We start from the raw sequence: 24,090 nt of genomic DNA on the forward strand, positions 1-24,090 counted from the left end.
GTAATTCGCGATGACCACCCTGCAGAGCCTCCCCTCCCTGGGGATGCACCCGGCCGCCGGTTCCCTTCCGACCCGCGCCGAGACCAGAGAGCAGCTGTCCAAGGCGACGTACGACCTCCTGGTGATCGGCGGCGGCATCCTGGGCATCTCCACCGCCTGGCACGCCGCGCAGTCCGGGCTGCGGGTGGCCCTGGTGGACGCCGGCGACTTCGCCGGCGCCACCTCCTCCGCCTCCTCCAAGCTGCTCCACGGCGGTCTGCGCTACCTGCAGACCGGCGCGGTGAAGCTGGTCGCGGAGAACCACTTCGAGCGGCGGGCGGTCTCCCGTCAGGTGGCTCCCCACCTGGCCAACCCGCTCACCTTCTACCTGCCCGTCTACAAGGGCGGCCCGCACGGCGCCGCCAAGCTGGGCGCCGGCGTCTTCGCCTACAGCGCCCTGTCCGCCTTCGGCGACGGCGTCGGACACCTGCTGAGCCCCGCCAAGGCCGCCCAGGACGTGCCGGAGCTGCGCACGGACAACCTCAAGGCCGTCGCCGTCTACGGCGACGACCAGATGAACGACTCCCGCATGGCCCTGATGACGGTCCGCGCGGCGGTCGAGTCCGGCGCGGTCGTCCTCAACCACGCCGAGGTCACCGGACTGCGCTTCACCCGGGGCCGGGTCACCGGCGCCGAGCTGCGGGACCGGCTCGACGGCGAGGAGTTCGGCGTCAGCGCCCGCCTGGTGCTCAATGCCACCGGCCCGTGGGTGGACCACCTGCGCAAGATGGAGGACCCCAACGCGGCGCCCTCCATCCGCCTCTCCAAGGGCGCGCACCTCGTCCTCAAGCGCACCTCCCCGTGGAAGGCCGCGCTCGCCACCCCGATCGACAAGTACCGGATCACCTTCGCCCTCCCCTGGGAGGACATGCTCCTGCTCGGCACCACCGACGAGGAGTACGAGGGCGACCCGGGCGAGGTCGCGGTCAACGAGAAGGACACCGCCCAGATCCTGGACGAGGCCGCCTTCTCCATCCGCGACCAGCAGCTCGACCGCTCGCTCATCACCTACGCCTTCGCCGGTCTGCGGGTGCTGCCGGGCGGCCCCGGCGACACCTCCAAGGCCAAGCGCGAGACGGTCGTCACCGAGGGCCGCGGCGGCATGCTGTCGGTGGCCGGCGGCAAGTGGACCACCTTCCGCCACATCGGCCGCACCATCATGAAGAAGCTGGAGGCCCTGCCGGGCCACCCGCTCGGCGACTCCTACGAGCCGGTGTCGACGCTGCCGAAGCGGCTCCCGCTGCCCGGCATAGCCAACCCGAACGCGGTCGCCCACCGGCTGCTCGTGGACGGACCGGCACCCGGCCCGCGCATGTCCGCCGACACCGCCAAGCACCTGGCGACGCACTACGGCTCGCTCTCCTTCGACATCGCCCGCATGGCGAACGAGAACCCCGAGCTCGCCGAGCGGATCCACCCGGACGCGCCGGAGATCTGGGCCCAGGTCGCCTACGCCCGCGACCACGAGTGGGCGGAGACCGCCGACGACGTGCTGCGCCGCCGCACCACGCTGACCATCCGCGGTCTGGCCACGGACGAGATCCGCGGCAAGGTCGAGGACATGCTGCGCAAGTAGCGGTACGGGTAAGGGGCGGTCTCCCGGGAGACCGCCCCTTACGCGTGCCCCGGCGCCCGCCACACCGCCGCCATACCACCGCAACACTGGGCGCGCAGAGTTGAACCATGAAGTTTCAGGTGCTCTCTCTCATCGGGCATGCCCCGCACCCCCTCACCGGTGAACTCGACCCCGCCGCCTCCCGGTTGGAGCAGGTCCTGACGGTCGGCGAGGCCGCCGAGCGGCTCGGCTTCGACGCGTACTCGATCGGCGAACGGCACGCCGGCCCCTTCCTGTCCTCCAGTCCCTCCGTGGTGCTCGGCGCGCTGGCCGCCCGCACCTCCCGGATCCGGCTCCTGACCGGCGTCACCGTCGTCGCGATCCTCGACCCGGTCCGGGTCGCCGAGGACTACGCCACGCTCGACCTGCTCTCCCGCGGCCGGATCGAGCTCGTCGTCGGCAAGGGCGCGGAGGCCGGCCACTTCGACCTCTTCGGCCTCGACGAGGAACGGCAGTGGGACCTCCAGCGGGAGAAGTACGAGCTGCTGCGCCGGCTGTGGACGGAGGAGGGCGTGGACTGGGAGGGCGAGTTCCGCCCCCCGCTGAAGAACGTGACCACCATCCCCCGGCCGTACGCCGGCCCGCCCCGGATCTGGCACGGCTCGGCGACCAGTCTCAACTCCCCCGAGCTCGCGGCGAAGCACGGCGACCCGCTGTTCACCGCCAACGCCATCCAGCCGCGCGAGGCGTACGCGAAGCTGATCGCCCACTACCGCGAGAGGTTCGAGGAGTACGGCCACGACCCGAAGGACGCGCGGGTGGCGGCGGGCTCCGGCGGGCTGCTCATCGCCGACAGCCACGAGCAGGCCGTCACCCGCTACAAGGAGCTCTACGAGGCACGCACGCGGCAGAACTTCCGGCCGCACCTGGAGGGGAAGACGGGCTACAACACGCCCTTCCGCACCATCGAGGACGCCATCGCGGGCGGTCCGCAGCTGATCGGCTCGCCGCAGCAGATCATCGACAAGCTCCTCGGCTACCACGAGGTGTACCGCCACGACCTCCAGTCGATCACGGTCGACGCGTTCGGGCAGTCCACGGGCGAGCAGATCGAGACCCTGGAGCGGTTCGCGGAGGAGATCGCGCCGGTGCTGCGGAGGGAGGCCCCGAGCACGCTCTGGGAGGAGTGAGCCGGCACGCGTGCCGACGGGAGTTCCTGGGTAGTCGATCAAGGCCGGGACGGCTTTCGGGCGGGTCCGAGGGCTGCGGGCGGGCCGCCGGAAAGCCGTAAGGTTGGTCCGTACGACAGGAACTTCGACGAAGGAGGCGCTGGGTGATCGAGCTCGAGGGCGTTCCCGAGCTGATCGACCCGGTCATGGTGGCCGCGTTCGAGGGGTGGAACGACGCCGGTGACGCCGCCTCCGCGGCGGTCGCGCATCTGGACCGGGAGTGGAAGGGCGAGGTGTTCGCGGCGCTCGACGCCGAGGACTACTACGACTTCCAGGTCAACCGGCCCACGGTGTGGCTGGACGGCGGCGTCCGGAAGATCACCTGGCCCACGACCCGGCTCTCCGTGGTGCGGATCGGCGGCGACAAGCCCCGGGACCTGGTCCTGGTGCGCGGGATCGAGCCGTCGATGCGCTGGCGTTCGTTCTGCAACGAGCTCCTGGGTTTCGCCCACGAGCTGGGCGTGGAGATGGTGGTCATCCTGGGCGCGCTGCTCGGTGACACCCCGCACACCCGTCCGGTGCCGGTCAGCGGAGTGACCTCCGACCCCGATCTGGCGCGGACGATGGACCTGGAGGAGACCCGGTACGAGGGCCCGACGGGCATCGTCGGCATCCTCCAGGAGGCGTGCACGCACGCCGGCGTTCCGGCGGTGAGCCTGTGGGCGGCGGTGCCGCACTACGTGTCGCAGCCGCCGAACCCGAAGGCGACGCTCGCCCTCCTGAACCGCCTGGAGGACCTGATCGGCCTGCGCATCCCGCTGGGCGAGCTGCCCGAGGACGCGCGGGCCTGGCAGGTGGGCGTGGACCAGCTGGCGGCCGAGGACAGCGAGGTCGCCGAGTACGTCCAGACCCTGGAGGAGGCGCGGGACACGGCCGAGCTGCCGGAGGCCTCCGGCGAGGCCATCGCCCGCGAGTTCGAGCGCTATCTGCGGCGCCGGGAGCCGGGCTCCGGCCCGGGCCCGGTCGCGACGGAGGGCGGCGACACCCCGTACCTGCGCGACGGCTCCACCGACCGGACCCGCCCGCCGAAGCCCCAGCAGCCGGGCCCGGAGGCCGTGCCGGGCACGGAGTCGGGGCCGGGCACGGAGCCCGAGCCGAGCACCGAGCCGGAGCCAGGCACCGAGCCGGAGCCGCCGGCCGTCGACAGCGACGGCGACAGCGACAGCGACAGCGGCTCCGAGGGCCCCGACGAGCCCGGGACCTCTGGGACCCCCGGGACCCCCGGGACCCCCGAGTCTCCCGAGAACTGACCGTTCCGCACTGTGGGAGGGGTGGCGCCGCCGCCCCTCCCACAGGCGTCTTCGGGCGTCAGGCGCAGTCGAACCGCGCGCCCGCCCAGTCGGCGTGGTCGCCGCTCTTGGAGCCGTTGGTGTCGGTGACCTTCAGGCGCACATGGCGCGCGCCGGTCAGGTCGACGGACACCGGGACGGTCGCGGAGGCTCCCGTCACCTTGGGCGAGGTCCACAGGACCTTGCCGTCGGCCTCGACGGAGAAGGCGACCTCCCCGTAGCCGTTGATCTCGTCGTCGATGCCGACCTCGGCGGTGAACGCGGTGCAGCGCCCGCCGAGGTAGACCTCGATGTCGGAGTCGGCGTGCGCCCCGATGCCCTTCTCGTAGGTCGTGCCGGCCAGGGTGAGGGGGTGGCCGTCGGCGGCGCCGGACTCGCCGTTGGAACGGTCGCGTTCCGGCGGGCCCCAGCCGTTGGTCGACCTGAGCCAGACCAGGTCGCTCGCCCAGGCCGGCGCGGTCGGCGGCGGGGGCATCACTCCGACGGCGAACCGCTGTTGCGCGGTGCGGTCGACTCCGGCGGCCCGGTGCCGGACGGTCGCGGTGAGCGTGGCCTCACCCGGTACGGCGTCCTCGGCGGGGGTGACGGAGAGCTCGACGCGCCGGGTGGTGCCGGCGGGGACACGGGCGATCGGCGCGGTCGGGGCGACCTGCCAGCCGGCCGGGACGGTGAGGCCGACGGCGACGCCGGTGGCGTCCTTGGCGCCGGCGGTGACGTCGACGGCGACGGTGCCGGGCACGCCCGCGCCCAGTTCCTGCGCGGCCGGGGCGGCGAGCACGGCGGCGCTGCCGGGGACGGCTCCGCCGACGGCGCTGGTGCCCCTCAGGGCGAGGGTGAAGCCGCGGTCGGTGCGCTGGGCGGTGGTCTTGATCCGCACCACGCCGCCGCGGTCGTCCTTGTCGTACCACCAGCCCTGGCCGGCGGCCTCGAAGGCGGCCTTGGAGGCGAACCCCTTCAGCGCGCGCCCGCCCAGGGCGACGCCGCCGGGGGCGTCGCCGGTGTGCACGGTGAAGGCGTACGGGCGGGCGGCGGCCTTGCCCGGGTAGGAGCCCTGGCTGGGGCCGACGCGCACGGTCACGTCGCCGGCGCCGCGGCGGGGTGCGTGGACGTCGGCGCGCTGTGTGGCGTACCGGCCGTCCCGGTGCCCGCGGGTGACGCCGTCGTCCTCGTACAGCGTGAACGACGAGTCGCCCTGCGGATAGATGTCCCAGGCCAGCGGGGAGCCCGGGGTGCGCTGGGTGTACGAGCGGATGTCGCCGGGCCACATCGGGACGGTCGCCCCGGCCCGGACGAAGAGCGGCAGGGTGTCGAGCGGGGCGCTGTAGTCGTCGAGGGTCAGCGGGCCCTGGTAGACGCGCCCGTTCCAGTAGTCGATCCAGGTGCCCTTGGGCAGGTAGATGCCGTCGCGCTCGACGGCGTCCTTGTACACGGGGGCGACGAAGAAGTCCTGGCCGCTGAGGAACTCGTACTTCGCGGCGTCCGAGGCGGCCACCGGGTCGTCGGGGTACTCCAGGGCGAGCGGCCGGGCGAGGCCGACGCCTGTCTTGGTGGCCTGGTGGGCGTGCGAGTAGATGTAGGGCAGCAGGGCCTCGTGCAGTTTGAGGGAGGCCCGGTTGATCGACGTGTACGGCTCGCCGTACCGGAAGGGCTGCTTGTCCTGCGCGGCCCAGCCGTCCATGGTCATGGTGACCGGCAGGAAGGTCTTCCACTGCAGGTCACGGGTGTACGTCTTGGCGCTGCCGCCGAAGATGCCGTCGACGTCGCCGGTGGTGTAGGCGAGGCCGGACATGGAGGCGCCGGCGTAGGTGGGGATCTGCCAGCGGATGTAGTCCCAGCTGCCGGACTGGTCGCCGGACCACTGGACGCCGCAGCGCTGGGCGCCGGACCAGCTCTCGGGGGCCCAGGTGTAGCCGCGGGCGTCGCTGTTGGCCTCGATGCCGGCGTAGGCGTCCTTGCAGCCGTCGAGGGCGAACTTGTAGCCCTCGCCGACCCAGGCGACGTCCAGCTTGGCGACCCGCTGGCCGGCCTTCACCTGCTCGCCCAGCTTGTCGATGCCGTCCTCGGTCCACAGGCCGAGCCGGGTGCCGCGCTGCTGGAGGCCCTGGGAGGTCTCGGCGAGGTTCTCGTAGCCGCAGCCGTATCCGTCGTTGACGAGCATCCAGCCGTTGGGCATGTCGTTCTCGACGTAGCCGTCGGCGACCTTCAGGGCGTCGAGGGTGTGCCGTTCGCCGCGGTTGGCGTTGTGGAGGTAGCAGTCGGCGTCGCCGATCTCCAGGCCGTAGATCGGCGGCAGGAACGGTTTTCCGGTGAGCCGGGTGTACTGCCCGATGACGTCCTTGAGGGCGCCGGGGCCGCTGCCCGCGAAGTAGTAGGCGTCGAAGCGCTGTTCGCGGGCGGTCGTGGTGACGGGCTCGCCGAAGGCGTAGGTGTTGGGGGCGTAGGTGTTGCGGTAGACGCCGTAGCCGGCGGAGGAGAGGTAGAACGGGACGGAGTTGGGGTGGCCGCCGTCGTTCCAGTCGTAGTCGACGCCGACCTCGACGGTCTTGCCGCGGTGGGAGGTGTTGCCGCGCCCGTTCTGCATGCCGGCGCCGTAGAACTGCTCGTCGGCGCCGCGGGCCAGGGTCTGGGTGGTGCGGTCCTGGTTCCAGCTGAGGCCCTGGGTCTCGGACCACAGGAGGGTGCCGTCGGCGCGGACGGCGGCGAAGCGCAGCGGGGCCTTGTAGGCGCGCAGGGTCACCCGGGCCGTGCTGAGCTCGTAGCGGTCGCCGAGGTCGGACCAGCGGGTGGCGGGCGGCGGGCCCTGCGGCAGGACGATGTCCCGGCCGGTGGGGTCGGTGAACCTGCCGTCGGGTGCCAGTTCGATGCGGAAGGTCTCGTCGGAGACGAAGCTGACCCGGGCCTCCGCGTGCCCGGCGGTCAGCCGGTAGACGGGTCCGTCGGCGGTGAATCCGGTGAGATCCCCGACGGTGGTGTCGGTGGGGCCGGTGCTGCCTGTGGGCACGGCCGCCGCGCTGCCGCCGGGTCCGGCGAAGACGGCGAGCAGGCCGAGAAGTGCACCGGCGACTGCAGCTCTCATGCGCATTGATGATTGCATGAGGTCTATTTAGCGCAGATTCGAGCATCGCGACAGGACAAAAGGGAACCGCCCCCGGACTTCGCGGAGAAGTCCGGGGGCGGTCGCGTGCAAGGGAGTCGCGCGGCGGCGTCCGCTACAGGGCGACACCGAGGAGCGCGTCGACGGCACGGGAGGCGAGTCCGGGGGCGGACTCGTCGGTGCCGCCCTGGGCCTCCTGGAGCGCGGCCCAGCGGTCGACCGCGAGGAGCGCGGCCGGGGTGTCCAGGTCGTCGGAGAGCGCCTCGCGGAGCTCCTCGACGAGGGCGTCGGCGGACGGGCCGTCGGGGCGCGAGACGGCGGCGCGCCAGCGGCCGAGGCGCTCGACGGCGTCCTGGAGGATCCGGTCGGTCCACTCCCAGTCGGCCCGGTAGTGGTGCGAGAGCAGCGCGAGCCGGATGGCGGCCGGGTCGACGCCCTCGCGGCGCAGGGCGGAGACGAAGACCAGGTTGCCCTTGGACTTGGACATCTTCTCGCCGTGCAGTCCGACCATGCCGGCGTGGACGTACGCCTTGGCCATGGGGAACTCGCCGGTGAGCGACTGGGCGTGCGAGGCGCCCATCTCGTGGTGCGGGAAGATCAGGTCGGAGCCGCCGCCCTGCACGTCGAAGCCCATGCCGAGGTGGTCGAGGGCGATGGCGACGCACTCGATGTGCCAGCCGGGGCGGCCGGCGCCGAGGCTGCCGCCGTCCCAGCTCGGCTCGCCCTCGCGGGCGGCCATCCACAGCATCGGGTCGAGCGGGTTCTTCTTGCCCGGGCGGTCCGGGTCGCCGCCGCGCTCGGCGGACAGGTGGCGCATCAGCTCGGTGTCGTAGTTCGACACCTGCCCGAAGTGCGGGTCCGCCTCGACCGAGAAGTAGACGTCGCCCTCGAGCTCGTAGGCGGCCCCGGAGTCCCGCAGCCGCTCGACGAGCGGGACGATGCCGGGTATCGCCTCGACCGCGCCGATGTAGTCCCGCGGGGGCAGCATGCGCAGCGCGGTCATGTCCTCGCGGAACAGGGCGGTCTCGCGCTCGGCGAGCCCCACCCAGTCGACGCCGTCGCGGATGGCCCGCTCCAGGAGCGGATCGTCCACGTCGGTCACGTTCTGGACGTAGTGAACCTGCCGCTTGGTGTCGAGCCACACGCGCTGAACGAGGTCGAACGCGTTGTAGGTCGCCGCGTGACCCATGTGGGTCGCGTCGTACGGCGTGATGCCGCACACGTAGATGCGGGCGACGGGGCCGGGGGCGAGGGTGACTCGTCCGCCGGTCGCGGTGTCGTGAATCCGGAGGTCGCGGCCCTTGCCGGGCAGGGCGGGGACCTCAGAAGCGGGCCAGGCATGCATGTCCTGAGCGTAACCGGACAGGTGTTCCGGATACGAACCGCATCCGGGATCTTGACCGATTAGGCGGTCTTGCGGGGCGCAGGCGTTCATGCATACCCCCCGGGGGTCTCACCCCGCCGGACACCTTGGCCGGAAAGCATCGGTCGGCCCCGCGGCCCTCACACCGGTGGCCAGGGGATCGCCGGCCACTGCCCGGACGGTACGGGGTGCCGCCCCGTCCTGCGCAGCACGGCCACCCGCTCCCGCAGGGCGTCCACCTCGGCCCCGGTGAGCAGCCCCGCGAGCCGTTCGGCCAGTGGAGTGCCGGGCGCGAGCAGCCCGTCGAGCCGGTCGAGGACGGCGGTGGCCTCCTCGGTCAGCTCCTCCCCCGCCCAGCCCCACAGCAGGGTGCGCAGCTTGTCGTCCACGTGGAACGAGACGCCGTGGTCGATCCCGTACAGCCCACCGTCCGGCACGGGCAGCAGATGCCCGCCCTTGCGGTCGCCGTTGTTGATGACGGCGTCCAGGACGGCCATGCGGCGCAGCTGCGGGGTGTCGGCGTGGACGAGCAGCGCGGTGCGGTCCTCGGCCACCTGGGCGGGTCCCACGGCCTTCCAGCCCTCGCCCGCCTCCTCGTCGTCGACGAGCGCGAGCAGGGCGGCCGAGGGGTCGGCCTCGACCCAGAGCTGGACCATGCCCTCGCCGTACGGCCCCTCGCGCAGCACGGTCGGCGGCACCAGGCCCCAGCCGGTGGCCTCGGAGAGCTCGTAGGCGGCGACCTCTCGGCGGGCCAGGTTCCCGTCGGGGAAGTCCCAGAGCGGGCGCTCCCCCATGACCGGCTTGTAGACGCAGTCCGTCTCCCGGCCCTCGTACGCGACGGAGCAGAGCAGCACGGCGTTGGAGGCTTCGCGGACCTGGCCGCGGACGGTCAGCTCCCCCCGGCTGAGCAGGTCCGCGACATCGGGGGTCCGGTCACCGCTCATGCGCCGCGTCGGTATCCGTTCTGGCGCGGGCAGACATGGCCCTCGGGGTCCAGCGGCAGGCTGCACAGGGGGCACGGCGGGCGCCCGGCGTTGACGACGTCGAGGGCCCGCTTGGCGAAGGCCCTGGCCTGGGCGCCGCTGAGCCGGACGCGGAGCATCGGCGGGCCGTTCTCCTCGTCCTGGAGCAGCCGCTCCTCGGCCGCGGCGAGGTCCTCCTCGGAGTCCGCGTCGAGTTCGACGAGCGCCTGCGCCTCGACGATCATCCGCTGCTCCTCGCCGTCCCAGGCGAGCGCCATGGTGCCGACCCGGAACTCCTCCTCGACGGGGGTGTCCAGCGGCGCGGCGTCGGCGATCTCGGCCGGGGCGACCGCGGGGACGGGCGCGTTGCCCCCGGTGCGCCGGACGACCTCGTCGAGGAGTTCGTCGATGCGCTCGGCGAGGGCCGCCACCTGGGTCTTCTCCAGGGCGACGCTGGTGACGCGGCCGGCCGCGGACGCCTGGAGGAAGAACGTACGGCGGCCAGGCAGCCCGACCGTGCCGGCCACGAAACGCTCCGGTGGGTCGTAGAGGAACACCTGACGGGACACGTTCCTGACTCCCTTGAGTCTCGACTGTGGTGCTGTCGTGGGCTGCTGTGGTGCCGCACGGTGGTGCTACGGCGGCGCGTCCACCCTACTGCGCGGAAGGATCACGGTGCGCCCGCACCGCCCCCCACCTCCGCCGCCCCGCTGTCGCCGGGCGCCTCGCGCGGGGCGAGGGCGGCGAGGTCGCCGGTGTCGCCGAGGCGCACGAGGAAGGGGCGCAGCCGGGTGTAGCGGATGACCGTGAGGGAGCAGGGGTCGACGTGGATCCGCTGGAAGAGGTCCAGGTGGAGTCCGAGGGCGTCGGCCACGAGGGACTTGATGATGTCGCCGTGCGAGCACATCGCGTAGACGGCGTCCTCGCCGTGCTCGGTCTCGATCCGGGCGTTCCAGTCGCGGACCGCGTCCACGGCGCGCGCCTGCATGCCGCGCATGGACTCGCCGCCGGGGAAGGCGGCGGCGGAGGCGTGCGCCTGGACGACCTCCATCAGCGGCTCGTCGGCGAGTTCGGCCAGCTTGCGGCCGGACCAGTCGCCGTAGTCGCACTCGCTGATCCGCTCCTCGGTGTGCAGGGCGAGACCGGGGCGGGCGTCGAGCAGCGGCTGCACGGTCTCCCGGCAGCGCTGCAGCGGGCTGGAGACGACCGCGGCGAGCGGCACGCCGGCGAGGCGCCCGGGCAGTGCGACGGCCTGCTCGGCGCCGCGTTCGTCGAGCGCGACGCCGGGCGTCCGCCCGGCGAGCACGCCGGAGGTGTTGGCGGTGGAACGTCCGTGCCGGACGAGGATCAGCGTGGCCATGTCGGCCAGCGTACGGGCGCCGACGGGAGGACGGGTGCGCGAAGCCGGACCTCGGGGGAGAATACGGCCCGTGATCGTGGATTCAGCCATCTACCGGGACGGGCGCAGGACCGACGGCCCCGCCGACCTGTCCGACGCGTTGGACGAGGCGCGGGCGACCGGGGACGCGTTCTTGTGGGTGGGCCTGCACGAGCCGACGGAGGCGGAGTTCGCCCACGTCTCCCGGGAGTTCGCGCTGCACCCGCTGGCCGTGGAGGACGCCCTGAAGGCGCACCAGCGGCCCAAGCTGGAGGTCTACGACGACTCTCTGTTCGCGGTGCTCAAGCCCGTGGTGTACGAGCCGGAGAGCGACCGGGTCAGCACGGACGAGCTGATGGTCTTCATCGGCGACTCCTTCGTGGTGACCGTGCGGCACGGCGAGGGCGCCCCGCTGGCGGCGGTCCGCAAGCGCCTGGAGGCGGAGCCGCAGGTGCTCCGGCACGGGCCGACCGCGGTGCTCTACGCGATCAGCGACGCGGTCGTGGACCACTACCTCGACGTCGCCGCGGAGCTCCAGGTCGACCTGGAGGAGCTGGAGGCCGACGTCTTCGCGCCCGCGGGCGCGAGCCCGGCGCGGACGGCGGAACGGATCTACAACGCCAAGCGGCAGGTCCTGGAGTTCCGCCGGGCCTCCGTGCCGCTGTCGGGTCCGATGGCCCGGCTCACGACGGGTGCGGTGCCCTTCGTCCACGACAACGCGGTGCCGTTCTTCCGGGACGTCAACGACCACCTGCTGCGCGCCAACGAGCTCGTGGAGGGCCTCGACCGGCTGCTCTCGGACGTGTTGTCGGCGCACCTGGCGCAGATGGGCGTGCGGCAGAACGACGACATGCGGAAGATCTCCGCGTGGGCGGCGATGGCCGCGGTGCCCACGATGGTCGCGGGCATCTACGGCATGAACTTCGACCACATGCCGGAGCTGCACTGGGTGGGTTCGTACCCGGCGGTGCTCCTCCTGATGGCGGGGATCGTGGTGGGTCTGTACCGGCTGTTCAAGCGGCGCGGCTGGATGTGAGCCGTCTCAGAAGGCGGGGACCGGGGTCATGGGGCCGCCGAGGGCGTCGCGGCGCTCCGGCATCCTGAGGGCGACCATCCGGTGCCAGCCGGCGGCGCGCTCGTACGCGTAGACGCCGTGGATGCCGGCGGCGAGGGTGGCGGCCTTGGCCGTCGGCCAGCGCAGGATCCGCCCCATGTGCCGCATCACGGCGAGGCTGACGTCCCGGTAGACCTGGATCTCGGCGAGCGCGGACTCGCGCAGGACGCTCTGGATGAGCCGCCCGTACCCCTCGTAGTTGAGGCGGAGCAGCTCCTCGTGGCAGTACGCGAGGTGGTTGTCCTCGTCGTTGCAGATCATCCTGACGGCCTTGCCGAGGTCGGGGTGGTCCCCGAAGTACCGGACGAGCAGCTGCATCTGGGAGGCCGCGCGTTCCTCGGTGACCCGGCTGTGCGCGAGGTAGACGACGATGTCCCGCTCCGTGAGCGGTTCGTCGCGGCGCAGCTTGTCGTGGGCCAGGCCGATGCCGCGGCGTTCGAGCAGCATCGTGTAGTCGGTGTCGGGCGGTACGGGGACGGGGTCGAGTCCGCGCTTCCTCATCAACGCGTTGAAGATGCGGCCGTGCTTGTCCTCGTCGGCGCCGTGCCGGGTGATCTTGGGGGCCAGGTCCCGCATGCCAGGGGCGACGAGAGCCGCGATCCGCGCGTTCTCCCACCCTCCCTGGGCCTCGCCGCTGGCGGCGATGGAGCAGAAGAGCTGGAAGGACTCGTCGTCGTCGATGATTTCCTGGAACAGGCTCTTGGCCGTGAGCATGGCTGCCACCTCCCGTGGAGTACGAGTCAAGTGGGCCGTGCGCGGTCGGGCAACAGGAGGGCCGCGGACGCTGGGCCGAACGACGTACCCGAGAGGTGCCGCCGGGCGCGTAACCCCGGGCGCGCCCGCGCGTTGTGCTGCGTGACGGCCGTGGCGGGGAAGACCCCCCGAGCCCCCACCACGGCCGCGGACTTCCTTCCGGGACCAGGGCCTGTCCGACCCTGATCCACCGGACAGGCCCTAGGCGAGTCCCGCCCGCTCCAGCGCCTCCACACCCGCCCGCAGGGCGGCCAGCCGCTCGTCCAGGGTGAAGCCGGCCGGGGCGAGGGTCAGGGTGGTGACCCCGGCGGCGGCGTAGGCCGTCATCCGGTCGGCGATCCGGTCGACGGAGCCGAGCAGGGTGGTCTGGTCGATCAGCTGGCGCGGGACGGCGGCGGCGGCGCCGGCCTTGTCGCCCGCCAGGTACTTGTCCTGGATCTCGGCGGCGGCCTTCTCGTAGCCCATGCGCTGGGCCAGCTGGTTGTAGAAGTTCTGCTTCCGGCTGCCCATGCCGCCGACGTACAGCGCGGTGTACGGGCGGAAGATGTCGGCCAGGGCGTCGATGTCGTCGCCCAGGGCGAGCGGCAGCGTCGGGTGGACGTCGAAGCCCTCCATGGTGAGGCCGGCCTTCTCGCGTCCCGCGCGCAGGTGGCGCAGGGCGGTCTCCTCCAGGTGCTCGGCGGCCGGGAAGATCAGCAGGGCGCCGTCGGCGATCTCGCCGGTCTGCTCCAGGTTCTTCGGGCCGATGGCCGCGATGTAGAGCGGGATGTGCGGGCGGGTCGGGTGCACGGTGAGCTTGATCGGCTTGCCCGGCCCGTCGGGCAGCGGCAGCGTCCAGTGCTCGCCCTCGTAGGTGAGGCGCTCGCGGGACATGGCCCTGCGGACGATCTCCACGTACTCGCGGGTGCGGGCCAGCGGCTTGTCGAACTTGACGCCGTACCAGCCCTCGGAGACCTGCGGTCCCGAGACGCCGAGGCCGAGCCGGAAGCGGCCGCCGGAGAGCGAGTCCAGGGTGGCCGCGGTCATCGCGGTCATCGCGGGCTGGCGGGCCGGGATCTGCATGATCGCCGAACCGACGTCGATCCGCTCCGTCTTGGCGGCGACCCAGGACAGCACGGTGGGCGCGTCGGAGCCGTACGCCTCCGCCGCCCAGCACACGTCGTAGCCGAGGCGGTCCGCCTCCTGGGCCACGGCGAGGTTGTCGCCGTCCATGCCCGCGCCCCAGTAGCCGAGGTTGATGCCGAGCCGCATGCCACGTACCCCTTACCCATCGGTAACGTCCCTGTGGTCGGGACTCTAGCGCGCACCCCGGTGATTCGTCAGGAGGTGATCGGGCACCGGTGACGGAGCCACCCGGGCCCACCTGTGGACAGCTTGTCCACAGGCTCTCTCCCCGTGGTGCCCTGGCCAGTACTCTCGCGGCCATGGAGCAGAGGCATCTCGGACGTACCGGCCTGCGCGTGTCCCGGCTCGGGCTCGGCACCCTCACCTGGGGCCGCGACACCGACGAGCACGACGCCGCCGAGCAGTTGAAGGCGTTCTGGGACGCGGGCGGCACCCTCGTCGACACCGCCGACGTGTACGGGGGCGGCGAGGCGGAGTACCTGCTCGGGCAGCTCATGGAGAGCCTGGTGCCGCGCCGGGACCTCATCGTGTCGACCAAGGCCGGCAGCGTCCCCGACCCGGACCGGCGCACGGACGGCTCGCGCGGGCATCTGCTGGCGGCCCTCGACGCCTCCCTCGCCCGGCTCGGCACGGACTACGTGGACCTCTGGCAGCTGCACGCCTTCGACCCCCACACGCCGCTGGAGGAGTCGCTGCACGCCCTCGACATCGCCGTCAGCAGCGGCCGGGCCCGCTATGTCGGCGTGTCCGACTTCTGCGGCTGGCAGCTCGCCAAGGCCGGCACCTGGCAGCTGAGCGGGGACCGGACCCGGCTCGCCGGGACGCAGATGGAGTACTCGCTGCTCCAGCGGGGCATCGAGCGGGAGGTGCTGCCCGCCGCCCTCGACCTCGGGATCGGGCTGCTGCCCTCCTCGCCGCTGGGCCGCGGGGTGCTCACCGGCAAGTACCGGCACGGCACGCCCGCGGACTCGCGCGGCGGCTCGGAGGCGCTGGCCCCGTTCGTGGAACCGTATCTGGACGAGGCGGCGAGCCGGATCGTGGACGCGGTCGCGACGGCGGCCGACGGCCTCGCGGCCACCCCGCTCCAGGTGGCCCTGGCCTGGGTCCGCGACCGCCCCGGCGTGACCGCCCCGATCATCGGCGCGCGCAACGCGCGGCAGCTCGCGGCCGCGTTGTCAGTGGAGAGCCTTAGTCTTCCTGACGAGATCTTCCGGGCCCTCGACGATGTGTCGGCGCCCGTGCACCACTATCCGGATCACGACTGGAGCACCTTGTGACCGAGCCCTCCGGGGAGACCCCGCCCGAGGCCGCCACGCCCCCCGCCGACCCGCAGGGAGCGACCCCCGTGGAGGACACGGGGGACACCGGGGACGCCGGGGACACCGAGGGCGCCGAGGGCGCCGGGGACGCTGTGGCCCCGCAGGACGTCTCCGAGGGAGGCGAGGGCGGCGCGGCGGAGACGCCGGCTTCCGGGGAGGGCGGCGCGGCGGAGCTCTCCGACGCGCAGGCGGAGCTGGCCGCGCAGCGGGAGCTGCGGGCGCGGATCGAGCAGCGCAAGTCCGAGCGGGCCGCGCCCGTCGAGGCCGGCGGCAAGCTGAGCGGGACGGCGGCCGATCTGCTCGCGGCGGTACGGGCCGTGGAGAGCGGCGCGAAGCCGGTCGCGCCGCTCCGGCCCGAGGTCCCCGCGCCCGCGCGGCCCGTCCCGGCCGCCGCGCGGGAGACGACGGTGCGCCCGCCGGCACCCGCCGCCCCGGTCGTGACCGAGGAGACCGTGTCCTCGGTGCGGCAGGTGCTCGCGCGCGGCGGGGCGCCCGAGGCGCTCGCCGGGCAGGTCGCCGCCGTGCTGGGCGAGGGCGCCGCCCGGGCGCTCGACGACGACCCCTGGCAGCTGCTCGCGGTGCCGGGGGTGCGCCCCGAGCAGGCCGACGGCTTCGCGCGTGCCCTGCTCGGCTCCGCGTGCGGCCCCGGCGACGAGCGGCGGGCCGTGGCGCTGACCGCCTGGCTCCTGGAGCAGGCCGCTCTGAGGGGCCACACGGCCCTGGAGATCGGCAGCGTGCGGGACGGGCTCGCCGGGCTGTCGGTGCCCGAGCCCGAGAAGGCGGTCGAGCACGCGATCTCCGAGGCGGCGGTGCTGGTCTTCCAGGAGGAGGAGCCCGAAGAGGACGAGGACAGCGAGGAGGAGGGCGCCGGACAGGACGACGGGTCCGCCGCCGTGGCCTCCGAGGAGCCGCCGCGGCAGCCCGTGCTGCTCGGCCTTGAGCGGTACGCGCTCGCCGAGGAGAGCCTCGCCGAGGGACTGGCCCGCCTGGTCCGCACGGTCGAGGCGGCCGACTGGGAGGGACCCGAGCTGGTCCGCGCGGCCGGCGCGCACGGCCTCGTGCTGCACACCGGTGGCGAGGCCGCCCGCGCCGAGCCCGCCGCCCTCGCCGAGGCGGCCCGCGAGCGGGGCCTGCGGGTCGCCCTCGCGGCCCACACGGCCCGGGACGGAGCGGTGCCGGTGACCGCGCTGCTCTCCGGTACGGCGGGTCCGGGCCGTGACGAGGAGGGCCTGCTCGCCCTGGACCTGCTGGTCGTCCTGGACGCGCCGCAGCTGGACGTCGAGGCGGCCGCCCTGCTCGTGGAGGCGCTGCCGGACGGCTGCCGGCTCGTCCTCGGCGGCGACCCCCTGGTCCTCGGCGCCGCGGGGCCCGGCCGGGTCTTCGCCGACCTGCTGGCGGCCCGCGTCGCCCCGGCGATCGCCTCCCGCACCCCCGACCCGGGCCCGATCGGCGAGCTGGTCTCGGGCATCGGCATCGGCGAGCTCAACCAGGTGGAGGCGCCCGGCAAGGAGGTCGTGATCGTCCCCGTCCGGGACGCGGGCGAGGCGGTGCACCGCACGGTGCAGCTGGTCGCCGACTCCATCCCGCGCGCCCTCGGCCTGCCGGCCGACCGGACCCAGGTGATCACGGTCGGCCACGGCGGCGCCGCGGGCACCCGCGCGCTGAACGCGGCCCTCAAGCAGCGGCTCAACCCCGGTCCCGGCCGTTTCGCGGGCTACGACCCGGGCGACCGGGTCGCCCACTCCCCCGCGCCGGGCCGCACCGTGCCGGGCACGGTCGTCTCGGCCGACGCCGAGGGCCTGCACCTGGACTGCGCGGGCGAGCGGGTCGTCGTACCGAAGGAGCGGGTCGAGGGCGCGCTGCGGCACGGGTGGGCGCTGACCGCGCACCAGGCGGCCGGGGCCCGCTGGCCGGCCGCGGTCGTGGTGCTGCCCGGCGACGCGGCGGCGGGCCTCAGCCGGGCCTGGGTGTACACGGCCTTCGGCCGCGCCGAGCGGCACCTCTCGATCGTGCACGGCGTGGACCAGGCGCTGCCCCGCGCGGTGGCCGAGGGCCTCACCCCGGAGCGCACGACCCGGCTCCGCCCGCTGGTCGAGGCGCTGCTGCACGAGGAGGACACCCCCTAGGGCCGTCTCCGGCGGAACAGCCGGAGACGCGGTCCGGCCGGCACCCACCCCGCGGTTCGCGGGACGGGTGCCGGCCGGGCTGTCGGTCCGGGGGCTCGGGCGGGCTCTCAGGCCCCGTGGGCCTGCTCCTCCAGCTCCTCCTCGACCTCGTCGGCTTCCTCGACCTCGTCGGCTTCCTCGGCCTCGTCGTCGAAGACGGCGCTGATGTCGAAACGGCAGACGATCCGCTCCGGGTCGGTGTGGTCGAACGGGGTGTTCAGCCACTCCCCCGGTTCGGGCAGCTCGTCGGTCGCCTCGACCCAGAGGGTGGAGTCGCCCTCCTCCAGGCCGAATTCCTTGTGACGGGACGCGATTTCGTCAGGTTCGTACTCGCCGAACAGGGTTCCGAGGGCGGCATAGGTACTGCCGGCGCCGTTCCCCTCCCGGTCGACGTCCACGATGCGCCGGGCCTGGGCGACGAGGCGCTTCGGTTCGACCACCGCGTAGTCGCGGCGGATGAGCACGCTGACGGCGTGCGGTTCCTCGGGCCCCGCGTAGGGCGGCAGGGAGTCGTCGGCTCCGGGGATCTCGAAGGGGGTGACCTCGTCGTACCGGTCGTAGAGGACCTCGTCGTACACCTCCGCCGCCGCTGCGAGCGCGTTGAAGGCCTCGTAGACGGCCGGGTCGTCGTCCCCGGTGCGGCTCTCGACCGCCGCGAGGTGACGGTCCAGTGCGGTTTTGACCGCCTCGGCGGCGGCGCGTACCTCGGCAGCGGTGGGCTGCGCAGCATCAGACATAGGACAGACGCTATCCGTACCGGGCCCTTGGCCGCACAATAGATGCGATGCCGGAATACGAATTTGTCGACGTGTACGTGCCGCGCGGCGTCTCCCGCAAGGAGGCGACGAGGCTTCTGACCGACCATGCCGAGTACGGGCACTGGGAGTTGGACCGACTGAGCCTGCATCGGGACGGCAGCCGCAGAGTGCGGCTGCGCCGGCGCATCATCCGTCAGATCCGCGCCACCTGGTGAGACGCAGAAGGGGCCCCGCGATGCGGGGCCCCTGCCGATTCCGTGCGGCTCAGGCGGTGCGACGCGCCCGGCGGTAGATCACGGATCCGGCCAGCAGCAGGGCCGCGCCGGCCGGGACGGCCATCCCGACCGCACCGGCGCCGGTGTGCGCGAGCTCCTCGCTGGGCGGGGCCTGGACGCCCGTGTGCGTACCGGGGGTGTTCGGCCCGTGCGGATGTCCGGGAGTGCCGGGAGTGCCGGGCGTACCCGGAGTCCCGGGCGTACCGGGCGTACCGGGGTTGCCGGGCGTACCGGGGTTCCCCGGAGTTCCCGGGGTGCCGGGCGTACCAGGGGTGCCGGGCGTACCCGGAGTCCCAGGCGTACCCGGAGTCCCAGGCGTACCAGGAGTCCCGGGCGTACCCGGGTTCCCCGGCTCCACGGGGTGTCCCGGTGTCGTCGGCTCGATGCCGTTGCCGCAGCCGTTGTTCATGGCCGGGTTGCCGAGGGCGACGCCGTTGACGCTGTTGCCGCAGACGTTGATGGGGGCGTCCACCGGCACCTGGACGACGTTGCCGGAGCCGACGCCCGGCGAGTGCGAGGCGCTGCCGTGGGCGGAGGACCCGCCGGAGCCGCCGGAGTCCCCGTAGCCGCCGGGGCGGCTCGCGTTGGCGCACGTGTTGCCCGACGCCGGGTTCAGGAGACCGACGGCGTTGACGGTGTTGCCGCAGAGGTTCACCGGCGCGTGGACCGGGACCTGGACGTTGTTGCCGGACGCGACGCCCGGCGAGTGGGAGGCCGTACCGCTCGCGTTCGCGTCGGCGTGGGCGTAACCGCCGCCGAGGGCGATCATGCCGCCCGCCGCGGCGACGGTGACGATGCTCTTCCGGGTGATGCGTGTGACCTGTCGCATTGCTGTGTTCCCGCTTCCCTGCATGCTCGGCTCGTGCGAAATGCCCACCGGCCCCGGAGTGCATGGCGCGCACTCCGGGGCCGGCCTTGGCTCAAACCCTCAGGGGGTGATGCTCAACGTCAGGCGTTGATGCAGGTGTTGCCGAAGGCGGGGTTCAGCAGACCGATCACGGAGACCGTGTTGCCGCACACGTTCACGGGGATGTGGATCGGCACCTGGACGACGTTGCCCGAGAGCACGCCGGGGGAACCGATGGCGGCACCCTGGGCACCCGCGTCGGCAACGGCCATGCCCGCACCCGCGAGAACGAGACCGCCGGTGGCAGCCGCAGCAGCGACGACCTTCTTGATCATTATTCCTCCTTGTTGGCAATGCGGTCCCAGCCGCGGACCGCACCACCTGTAACGAGGGGGAACCCAGGGGGCTACGAGCCCTCTGGGGCATTCACTCTTTCCGGTCATCCGCGCACGCACGGGCGATTACTTGGGGGGCGCCCGCGACGGGCGCGCTCTCAGGAGGCGTCGATGAAGCGGTCCAGGACCCGGACGCCGAACTTCAGGCCGTCCACCGGTACCCGCTCGTCGACGCCGTGGAACATGCCGGCGAAGTCGAGCTCCGGCGGCAGCTGGAGCGGGGCGAAGCCGAAGCAGCGGATGCCGAGGTCGTCGAAGGACTTGGCGTCGGTGCCGCCGGAGAGCATGTACGGCACGGCGCGGGCGATCGGGTCCTCGGCCTGCAGGGCCAGCTGCATGGCGTCGACCAGGGCGCCGTCGAAGCTGGTCTCCAGGGCCTTGTCGCCGTGCACGTCCTCGCGCTTGACCCGCGGGCCGAGGATCCGGTCGAGGTCGGCCAGGAACTCCTCCTCGTAACCGGGCAGGAAGCGTCCGTCGACGTGGGCGGTGGCCTGCCCGGGGATGACGTTCACCTTGTAGCCGGCGCCGAGCATCGTCGGGGCGGCGGAGTTGCGCAGGGTGGCGCCGACCATCTTGGCGATGCCGCCCAGCTTGGCGAGGGTGGCCTCCATGTCCTCGGGGTCGAGCGGGGTGCCGAGGGCGTCCGAGAGCTCGTCGAGGAAGGACCGGACGGTCTTGGTGACCCTGACGGGCCACTGGTGGCGGCCGAGCCGGCCCACGGCCTCGCACAGCTCCGTGATGGCGTTGTCGTTGTTGGTCATCGAGCCGTGGCCGGCCGTGCCCTCGACGGTCAGCCGCATCCAGTGCATGCCCTTCTGGGCGGTCTCGACCAGGTAGAGCCGGAGGTTCTCGTTGACGGTGAAGGAGAAGCCGCCGACCTCGCCGATCGCCTCGGTCACCCCGTCGAAGAGGCCCCGGTGCTTGTCGACCAGGTGGCGGGCGCCGTAGGTGCCGCCCGCCTCCTCGTCCGCCAGGAAGGCCAGGACGATGTCGCGCGGGGGCTTGCGGCCGCTGCGCATGCGGTCGCGGACGACCGCGAGGGTCATCGCGTCCATGTCCTTCATGTCGACGGCGCCGCGGCCCCAGACGCAGCCGTCGGCGACCTCGCCGGAGAAGGGGTGGTGGGTCCAGTCCTCGGCGTTGGCCGGGACGACGTCGGTGTGTCCGTGGATGAGGAGGGCCGGCCTGGACGGGTCCTCGCCCTCGATGCGGGCGACCGTGGAGGCCCGCCCCTTGTGCGACTCGATGATCTTCGGTTCGAGTCCGACCTCGGCCAGCTTCTCGGCGACGTACTCCGCCGCCGCCCGCTCGCCCGGACCGGAGTGGTCGCCGTAGTTGCTGGTGTCGATGCGGATGAGGTCACGACAGAGGTCGACGACCTCGTCCTCGCCCGTGACGGTTCGGCCGGTGTTCGACTCGCTCACGCTGCTTCCTCCCACTACGTGCCCCATGTACTGACTGGTGATCTCCCCATCCTCCCGCGTGCCCCCCTCGGGACCCAAGGGCGGCCACCGCCCGACATGCGCCCGTCACACGACGGGGGGCGCGCAGGGGTGGTGATCGGCCACCTCAGATGTTTGCTATGGTTTTCCTCGTCGGAAGGGCCCAGCGGTCCGGAAGACGAGATCACCTGTCCGGGTGGCGGAATGGCAGACGCGCTAGCTTGAGGTGCTAGTGCCCTTTATCGGGCGTGGGGGTTCAAGTCCCCCCTCGGACACCAGCGAAGGACCCCACATCATGTGGGGTCCTTCTTGTATGGGGCTCTTCTCAGGGCTCGTCCAGGGCGGTGGGACCGGTGCGACGCAGGAACAAGGCTCCCGTCTCCCCGCTTCCGCAGCGGCACGGGATCGACGCCGTGCGGGTCCGGCTGCCGGAGGATCCGGAGCGGTGCTGGGGCACCGTGGGGGCGTATCTCCTTGACCGGTACGCGGCGGCCGTCGGGGCCGGGCGGATCGAGGCGATGCTGCGCGAGGGGCGGTTCGTCGGGGCGGACGGGACGGCGGCCGACGGGGACGAGCCGTACGCGGCGGGGCGGCACCTCTGGTTCCACCGGGACTTTCCCGCCGAGGAGCGGGTGCCCTTCGAGATCGGCGTGGTGTACCGGGACGAGCGGATCGTGGTGGCGGACAAGCCGCACTTCCTGGCGACGACGCCGCGGGGCCGGCACGTCACGGAGACGGCGCTCGCGCGGCTGCGCCGGGAGCTGGGGCTGCCGTTCCTCCAGCCCGCGCACCGGCTGGACCGGCTGACGGCCGGGCTCGTGCTCTTCGTCGTACGGCCGGAGGACCGGGGGGCGTACCAGACGCTGTTCCGGGACCGGGTGGTGCACAAGGCGTACGAGGCGGTGGCGCCGTACGACCCGGCGGTGGAGCTGCCGGTGACCGTGCGGAGCCGGATCGAGAAGGAGCGCGGGGTGCCGGCCGCCCGGGAGGTCCCGGGCGAGCCGAACGCCGAGAGCCGGATCGAGCTCCTGGCGCACGCGCGCGGGCTGGCCCGGTACCGGCTGGTGCCGGTGACCGGGCGGACCCATCAACTGCGGGTGCACATGAACGCGCTCGGGCTGCCGATCCTCCACGATCCGCTGTACCCGGTGGTCCGTGGGGACGGGCCGGAGGACTTCGGGCGACCGCTCCAGCTGCTCGCGCGGTCGCTGGCGTTCACCGACCCGGTCACGGGCGAGCCGAGGCGGTTCCTGAGCCGCCGCCCGCTCAATGGCCTCGGCTGATCCACTCCTCCAGGTGCGGGGCCTCCGCGCCGACGGTGGTGCCGTCGCCGTGGCCGGTGCGGACGACCGTCTCGGGCGGCAGCGTGAGCAGCCGGTCCCGGATCGAGTCGACGATCGTCGGGAAGTCCGAGAAGGACCGTCCGGTCGCGCCGGGGCCGCCCTGGAAGAGGGTGTCGCCGGTGAAGACGGTGCCCAGGTCGGGGGCGTACAGGCAGACCGCGCCGGGGGCGTGGCCAGGGGTGTGCAGGACGTGCAGGTCGGTCCCGGCGATGGTGAGGACCTGGCCGTCGGCGAGGTCGCCGTCCGGGGTGTGGTCGGGGTGGGTGAGCTTCCACAGCGGCTGGTCGGCGGGGTGGAGCAGGATCCGGGCGCCGGTGGCGGCGGCGAGGGCCGGGGCCGCGTCGATGTGGTCGTCGTGGGCGTGGGTGCAGATGATGGCGCGCAGGGCGCGCCCGTCGAGGGCGGCGAGAATGGCCTCGGCGTCGTGGGCGGCGTCGATGACGACGGCCTCGGTGTCGTCGCCGACGATCCAGACGTTGTTGTCCACCTCCCAGGTGCCGCCGTCGAGGCTGAAGGTGCCGGAGGTGACCAGGTGGTCGATGCGGGTGGTCATCAGAGGATCACCACCGAGCGCAGGACGTCACCCTCGTGCATGCGTCCGAAGGCCTTCTCGACGTCGCCGAGGCCGATGGTCTCGGTGACGAAGGCGCCGAGGTCGATGCGGCCCTGCTGGTGCAGGTCGATCAGCATCGGGAAGTCGCGGGAGGGCAGGCAGTCCCCGTACCAGGAGGACTTGAGGGCGCCGCCGCGGCCGAAGACGTCGAGGAGGGGCAGTTCCAGCTTCATCTCGGGGGTGGGGACGCCGACGAGGACGACGGTGCCGGCGAGGTCGCGGGCGTAGAAGGCCTGGCGGTAGGTCTCGGGCCGGCCGACGGCCTCGATGACGACGTCGGCGCCGAAGCCGCCGGTGAGCTCGCGGATCGCCTCGACGGGGTCGCCGGTGCGGGAGTCGACGGTGTGGGTGGCGCCCATCTCGCGGGCCTTGGCGAGCTTGCGGTCGTCGATGTCGACGGCGATGATCCGGGCCGCTCCGGCGAGCCGGGCGCCGACGATCGCGGCGTCGCCGACGCCTCCGCAGCCGATGACGGCGACGGTGTCGCCGCGGCCGACCTGGCCGGTGTTGAGGGCGGCGCCGATGCCGGCCATCACGCCGCAGCCGAGGAGTCCGGCGACCTCGGGGGCGACGGCCGGGTCGACCTTGGTGCACTGTCCGGCGGCGACCAGGGTCTTCTCGGCGAAGGCGCCGATGCCGAGGGCCGGGGAGAGCTCGGTGCCGTCGAGCAGGGTCATCTTCTGCTTGGCGTTGTGGGTGTCGAAGCAGTACCAGGGGCGGCCGCGCAGGCAGGCCCGGCACTGGCCGCACACCGCGCGCCAGTTGAGGACGACGAAGTCACCGGGGGCGACGTCGGTGACGCCCTCGCCGACCGACTCGACGACGCCCGCCGCCTCGTGGCCGAGGAGGAAGGGGAACTCGTCGTTGATCGCGCCCTGTTTGTAGTGGAGGTCGGTGTGGCAGACGCCGCAGGCCTGGATCTTCACGACGGCCTCACCGGGCCCGGGGTCGGGGATGATGATCGTCTCGACCCGGACCGGCTCGTTCCTGCCGGGGGCGACGACCCCCTGGACCTGCTGCGCCATCGTGGAC

At 73.0% G+C, this 24,090-nt stretch carries 21 protein-coding genes and 1 tRNA gene; 9 read left to right on the forward strand and 13 right to left on the reverse strand.

What is annotated here, in order from left to right:
- Positions 1 to 10: 10 nt before the first annotated feature.
- The 3 genes from AB0Q96_RS25110 to AB0Q96_RS25120 all read left to right on the forward strand — a co-directional run bounded on the left by AB0Q96_RS25110 (position 11) and on the right by AB0Q96_RS25120 (position 4,073).
- Entirely contained in the window at positions 11 to 1,615 is a 1,605-nt protein-coding gene (locus AB0Q96_RS25110; protein WP_365329106.1) for a glycerol-3-phosphate dehydrogenase/oxidase, read from the forward strand.
- A 107-nt stretch (positions 1,616 to 1,722) separates the two neighbouring features.
- Positions 1,723 to 2,784, forward strand: coding sequence for an LLM class flavin-dependent oxidoreductase (locus AB0Q96_RS25115; protein ID WP_365329108.1), 1,062 nt, complete (start codon positions 1,723 to 1,725; stop codon positions 2,782 to 2,784).
- Between the two features lie 143 nt (positions 2,785 to 2,927).
- The gene (locus AB0Q96_RS25120) at positions 2,928 to 4,073 is read left to right on the forward strand and encodes a PAC2 family protein (RefSeq protein ID WP_365329109.1); all 1,146 of its coding nucleotides are present in this window, start codon (positions 2,928 to 2,930) and stop codon (positions 4,071 to 4,073) included.
- A gap of 58 nt (positions 4,074 to 4,131) precedes the next feature.
- On the opposite strand, the gene AB0Q96_RS25125 is transcribed toward AB0Q96_RS25120, so the two are convergent.
- The 5 genes from AB0Q96_RS25125 to AB0Q96_RS25145 all read right to left on the reverse strand — a co-directional run bounded on the left by AB0Q96_RS25125 (position 4,132) and on the right by AB0Q96_RS25145 (position 10,891).
- Entirely contained in the window at positions 4,132 to 7,206 is a 3,075-nt protein-coding gene (locus tag AB0Q96_RS25125; RefSeq protein ID WP_365329111.1) for an NPCBM/NEW2 domain-containing protein, read from the reverse strand.
- 115 nt (positions 7,207 to 7,321) lie between these two features.
- Positions 7,322 to 8,551 carry a cysteine--1-D-myo-inosityl 2-amino-2-deoxy-alpha-D-glucopyranoside ligase gene (gene mshC, locus AB0Q96_RS25130; RefSeq protein ID WP_365329113.1) on the reverse strand — a complete coding sequence of 410 codons (1,230 nt, stop codon included), beginning with the start codon at positions 8,549 to 8,551 and terminating at the stop codon, positions 7,322 to 7,324.
- A gap of 158 nt (positions 8,552 to 8,709) precedes the next feature.
- Complete coding sequence (locus tag AB0Q96_RS25135; RefSeq protein ID WP_365329115.1) at positions 8,710 to 9,513, reverse strand: SCO1664 family protein; 804 nt, start codon at positions 9,511 to 9,513, stop codon at positions 8,710 to 8,712.
- The gene (locus AB0Q96_RS25140; protein WP_365329117.1) at positions 9,510 to 10,100 is read right to left on the reverse strand and encodes a DUF3090 domain-containing protein; all 591 of its coding nucleotides are present in this window, start codon (positions 10,098 to 10,100) and stop codon (positions 9,510 to 9,512) included. The genes AB0Q96_RS25135 and AB0Q96_RS25140 overlap by 4 nt, the downstream gene beginning before the upstream one ends.
- Positions 10,101 to 10,201: 101 nt before the next feature.
- Positions 10,202 to 10,891 carry a histidine phosphatase family protein gene (locus AB0Q96_RS25145; protein WP_365329118.1) on the reverse strand — a complete coding sequence of 230 codons (690 nt, stop codon included), beginning with the start codon at positions 10,889 to 10,891 and terminating at the stop codon, positions 10,202 to 10,204.
- Between the two features lie 61 nt (positions 10,892 to 10,952).
- Between AB0Q96_RS25145 and corA the strand changes: the two genes are divergently transcribed.
- The gene (gene corA, locus AB0Q96_RS25150) at positions 10,953 to 11,945 is read left to right on the forward strand and encodes a magnesium/cobalt transporter CorA (RefSeq protein WP_365329389.1); all 993 of its coding nucleotides are present in this window, start codon (positions 10,953 to 10,955) and stop codon (positions 11,943 to 11,945) included.
- A 6-nt stretch (positions 11,946 to 11,951) separates the two neighbouring features.
- On the opposite strand, the gene AB0Q96_RS25155 is transcribed toward corA, so the two are convergent.
- Entirely contained in the window at positions 11,952 to 12,737 is a 786-nt protein-coding gene (locus AB0Q96_RS25155; protein ID WP_365329120.1) for a ferritin-like domain-containing protein, read from the reverse strand.
- 240 nt (positions 12,738 to 12,977) lie between these two features.
- A complete protein-coding gene (locus tag AB0Q96_RS25160) occupies positions 12,978 to 14,027 on the reverse strand; it encodes an LLM class F420-dependent oxidoreductase (protein ID WP_365329122.1) in 1,050 nt (349 codons plus the stop codon).
- A 173-nt stretch (positions 14,028 to 14,200) separates the two neighbouring features.
- On the opposite strand from AB0Q96_RS25160, the gene AB0Q96_RS25165 reads away from it, so the two are divergent.
- Together AB0Q96_RS25165 and AB0Q96_RS25170 are read left to right on the forward strand one after the other, a co-directional pair.
- Positions 14,201 to 15,178, forward strand: coding sequence for an aldo/keto reductase (locus AB0Q96_RS25165; protein ID WP_365329124.1), 978 nt, complete (start codon positions 14,201 to 14,203; stop codon positions 15,176 to 15,178).
- Between the two features lie 134 nt (positions 15,179 to 15,312).
- The gene (locus AB0Q96_RS25170; protein ID WP_365329391.1) at positions 15,313 to 17,346 is read left to right on the forward strand and encodes a helix-hairpin-helix domain-containing protein; all 2,034 of its coding nucleotides are present in this window, start codon (positions 15,313 to 15,315) and stop codon (positions 17,344 to 17,346) included.
- A 107-nt stretch (positions 17,347 to 17,453) separates the two neighbouring features.
- Here the strand turns inward: AB0Q96_RS25170 and AB0Q96_RS25175 are convergent, their stop codons facing one another.
- Positions 17,454 to 18,122 carry a hypothetical protein gene (locus AB0Q96_RS25175; protein WP_365329126.1) on the reverse strand — a complete coding sequence of 223 codons (669 nt, stop codon included), beginning with the start codon at positions 18,120 to 18,122 and terminating at the stop codon, positions 17,454 to 17,456.
- A 47-nt stretch (positions 18,123 to 18,169) separates the two neighbouring features.
- Between AB0Q96_RS25175 and AB0Q96_RS25180 the strand changes: the two genes are divergently transcribed.
- Positions 18,170 to 18,358 (forward strand): DUF5703 family protein, encoded by a 189-nt coding sequence (locus AB0Q96_RS25180; RefSeq protein WP_125749393.1) that lies wholly within the window; start codon positions 18,170 to 18,172, stop codon positions 18,356 to 18,358.
- 49 nt (positions 18,359 to 18,407) lie between these two features.
- Here the strand turns inward: AB0Q96_RS25180 and AB0Q96_RS25185 are convergent, their stop codons facing one another.
- The 3 genes from AB0Q96_RS25185 to AB0Q96_RS25195 form a co-directional block, all read right to left on the reverse strand.
- Positions 18,408 to 19,247, reverse strand: a complete 840-nt coding sequence (locus AB0Q96_RS25185; RefSeq protein ID WP_365329128.1) for a chaplin — start codon at positions 19,245 to 19,247, stop codon at positions 18,408 to 18,410.
- Positions 19,248 to 19,366: 119 nt separating this feature from the next.
- Positions 19,367 to 19,600: a chaplin ChpH gene (chpH, locus tag AB0Q96_RS25190; protein WP_132914664.1), complete on the reverse strand. Its 234-nt coding sequence runs from the start codon at positions 19,598 to 19,600 to the stop codon at positions 19,367 to 19,369.
- Between the two features lie 158 nt (positions 19,601 to 19,758).
- Positions 19,759 to 21,084 (reverse strand): M20/M25/M40 family metallo-hydrolase, encoded by a 1,326-nt coding sequence (locus AB0Q96_RS25195; RefSeq protein WP_365329130.1) that lies wholly within the window; start codon positions 21,082 to 21,084, stop codon positions 19,759 to 19,761.
- Between the two features lie 208 nt (positions 21,085 to 21,292).
- Here AB0Q96_RS25195 and AB0Q96_RS25200 point away from each other — a divergent pair.
- Positions 21,293 to 21,380, forward strand: a tRNA-Leu gene (locus AB0Q96_RS25200).
- A gap of 75 nt (positions 21,381 to 21,455) precedes the next feature.
- Entirely contained in the window at positions 21,456 to 22,385 is a 930-nt protein-coding gene (locus tag AB0Q96_RS25205; protein ID WP_365329131.1) for an RluA family pseudouridine synthase, read from the forward strand.
- Here AB0Q96_RS25205 and AB0Q96_RS25210 read toward each other — a convergent pair.
- Together AB0Q96_RS25210 and AB0Q96_RS25215 are read right to left on the reverse strand one after the other, a co-directional pair.
- The gene (locus AB0Q96_RS25210; RefSeq protein WP_365329134.1) at positions 22,369 to 22,998 is read right to left on the reverse strand and encodes an MBL fold metallo-hydrolase; all 630 of its coding nucleotides are present in this window, start codon (positions 22,996 to 22,998) and stop codon (positions 22,369 to 22,371) included. The two genes, AB0Q96_RS25205 and AB0Q96_RS25210, sit on opposite strands and share 17 nt — an antisense overlap.
- Positions 22,998 to 24,083, reverse strand: coding sequence for an S-(hydroxymethyl)mycothiol dehydrogenase (locus AB0Q96_RS25215; RefSeq protein WP_365329136.1), 1,086 nt, complete (start codon positions 24,081 to 24,083; stop codon positions 22,998 to 23,000). The genes AB0Q96_RS25210 and AB0Q96_RS25215 overlap by 1 nt, the downstream gene beginning before the upstream one ends.
- Positions 24,084 to 24,090: the final 7 nt, after the last annotated feature.

This window comes from Streptomyces sp. NPDC093111, assembly GCF_040683955.1.
In the GTDB taxonomy this organism is placed as follows: domain Bacteria; phylum Actinomycetota; class Actinomycetes; order Streptomycetales; family Streptomycetaceae; genus Streptomyces.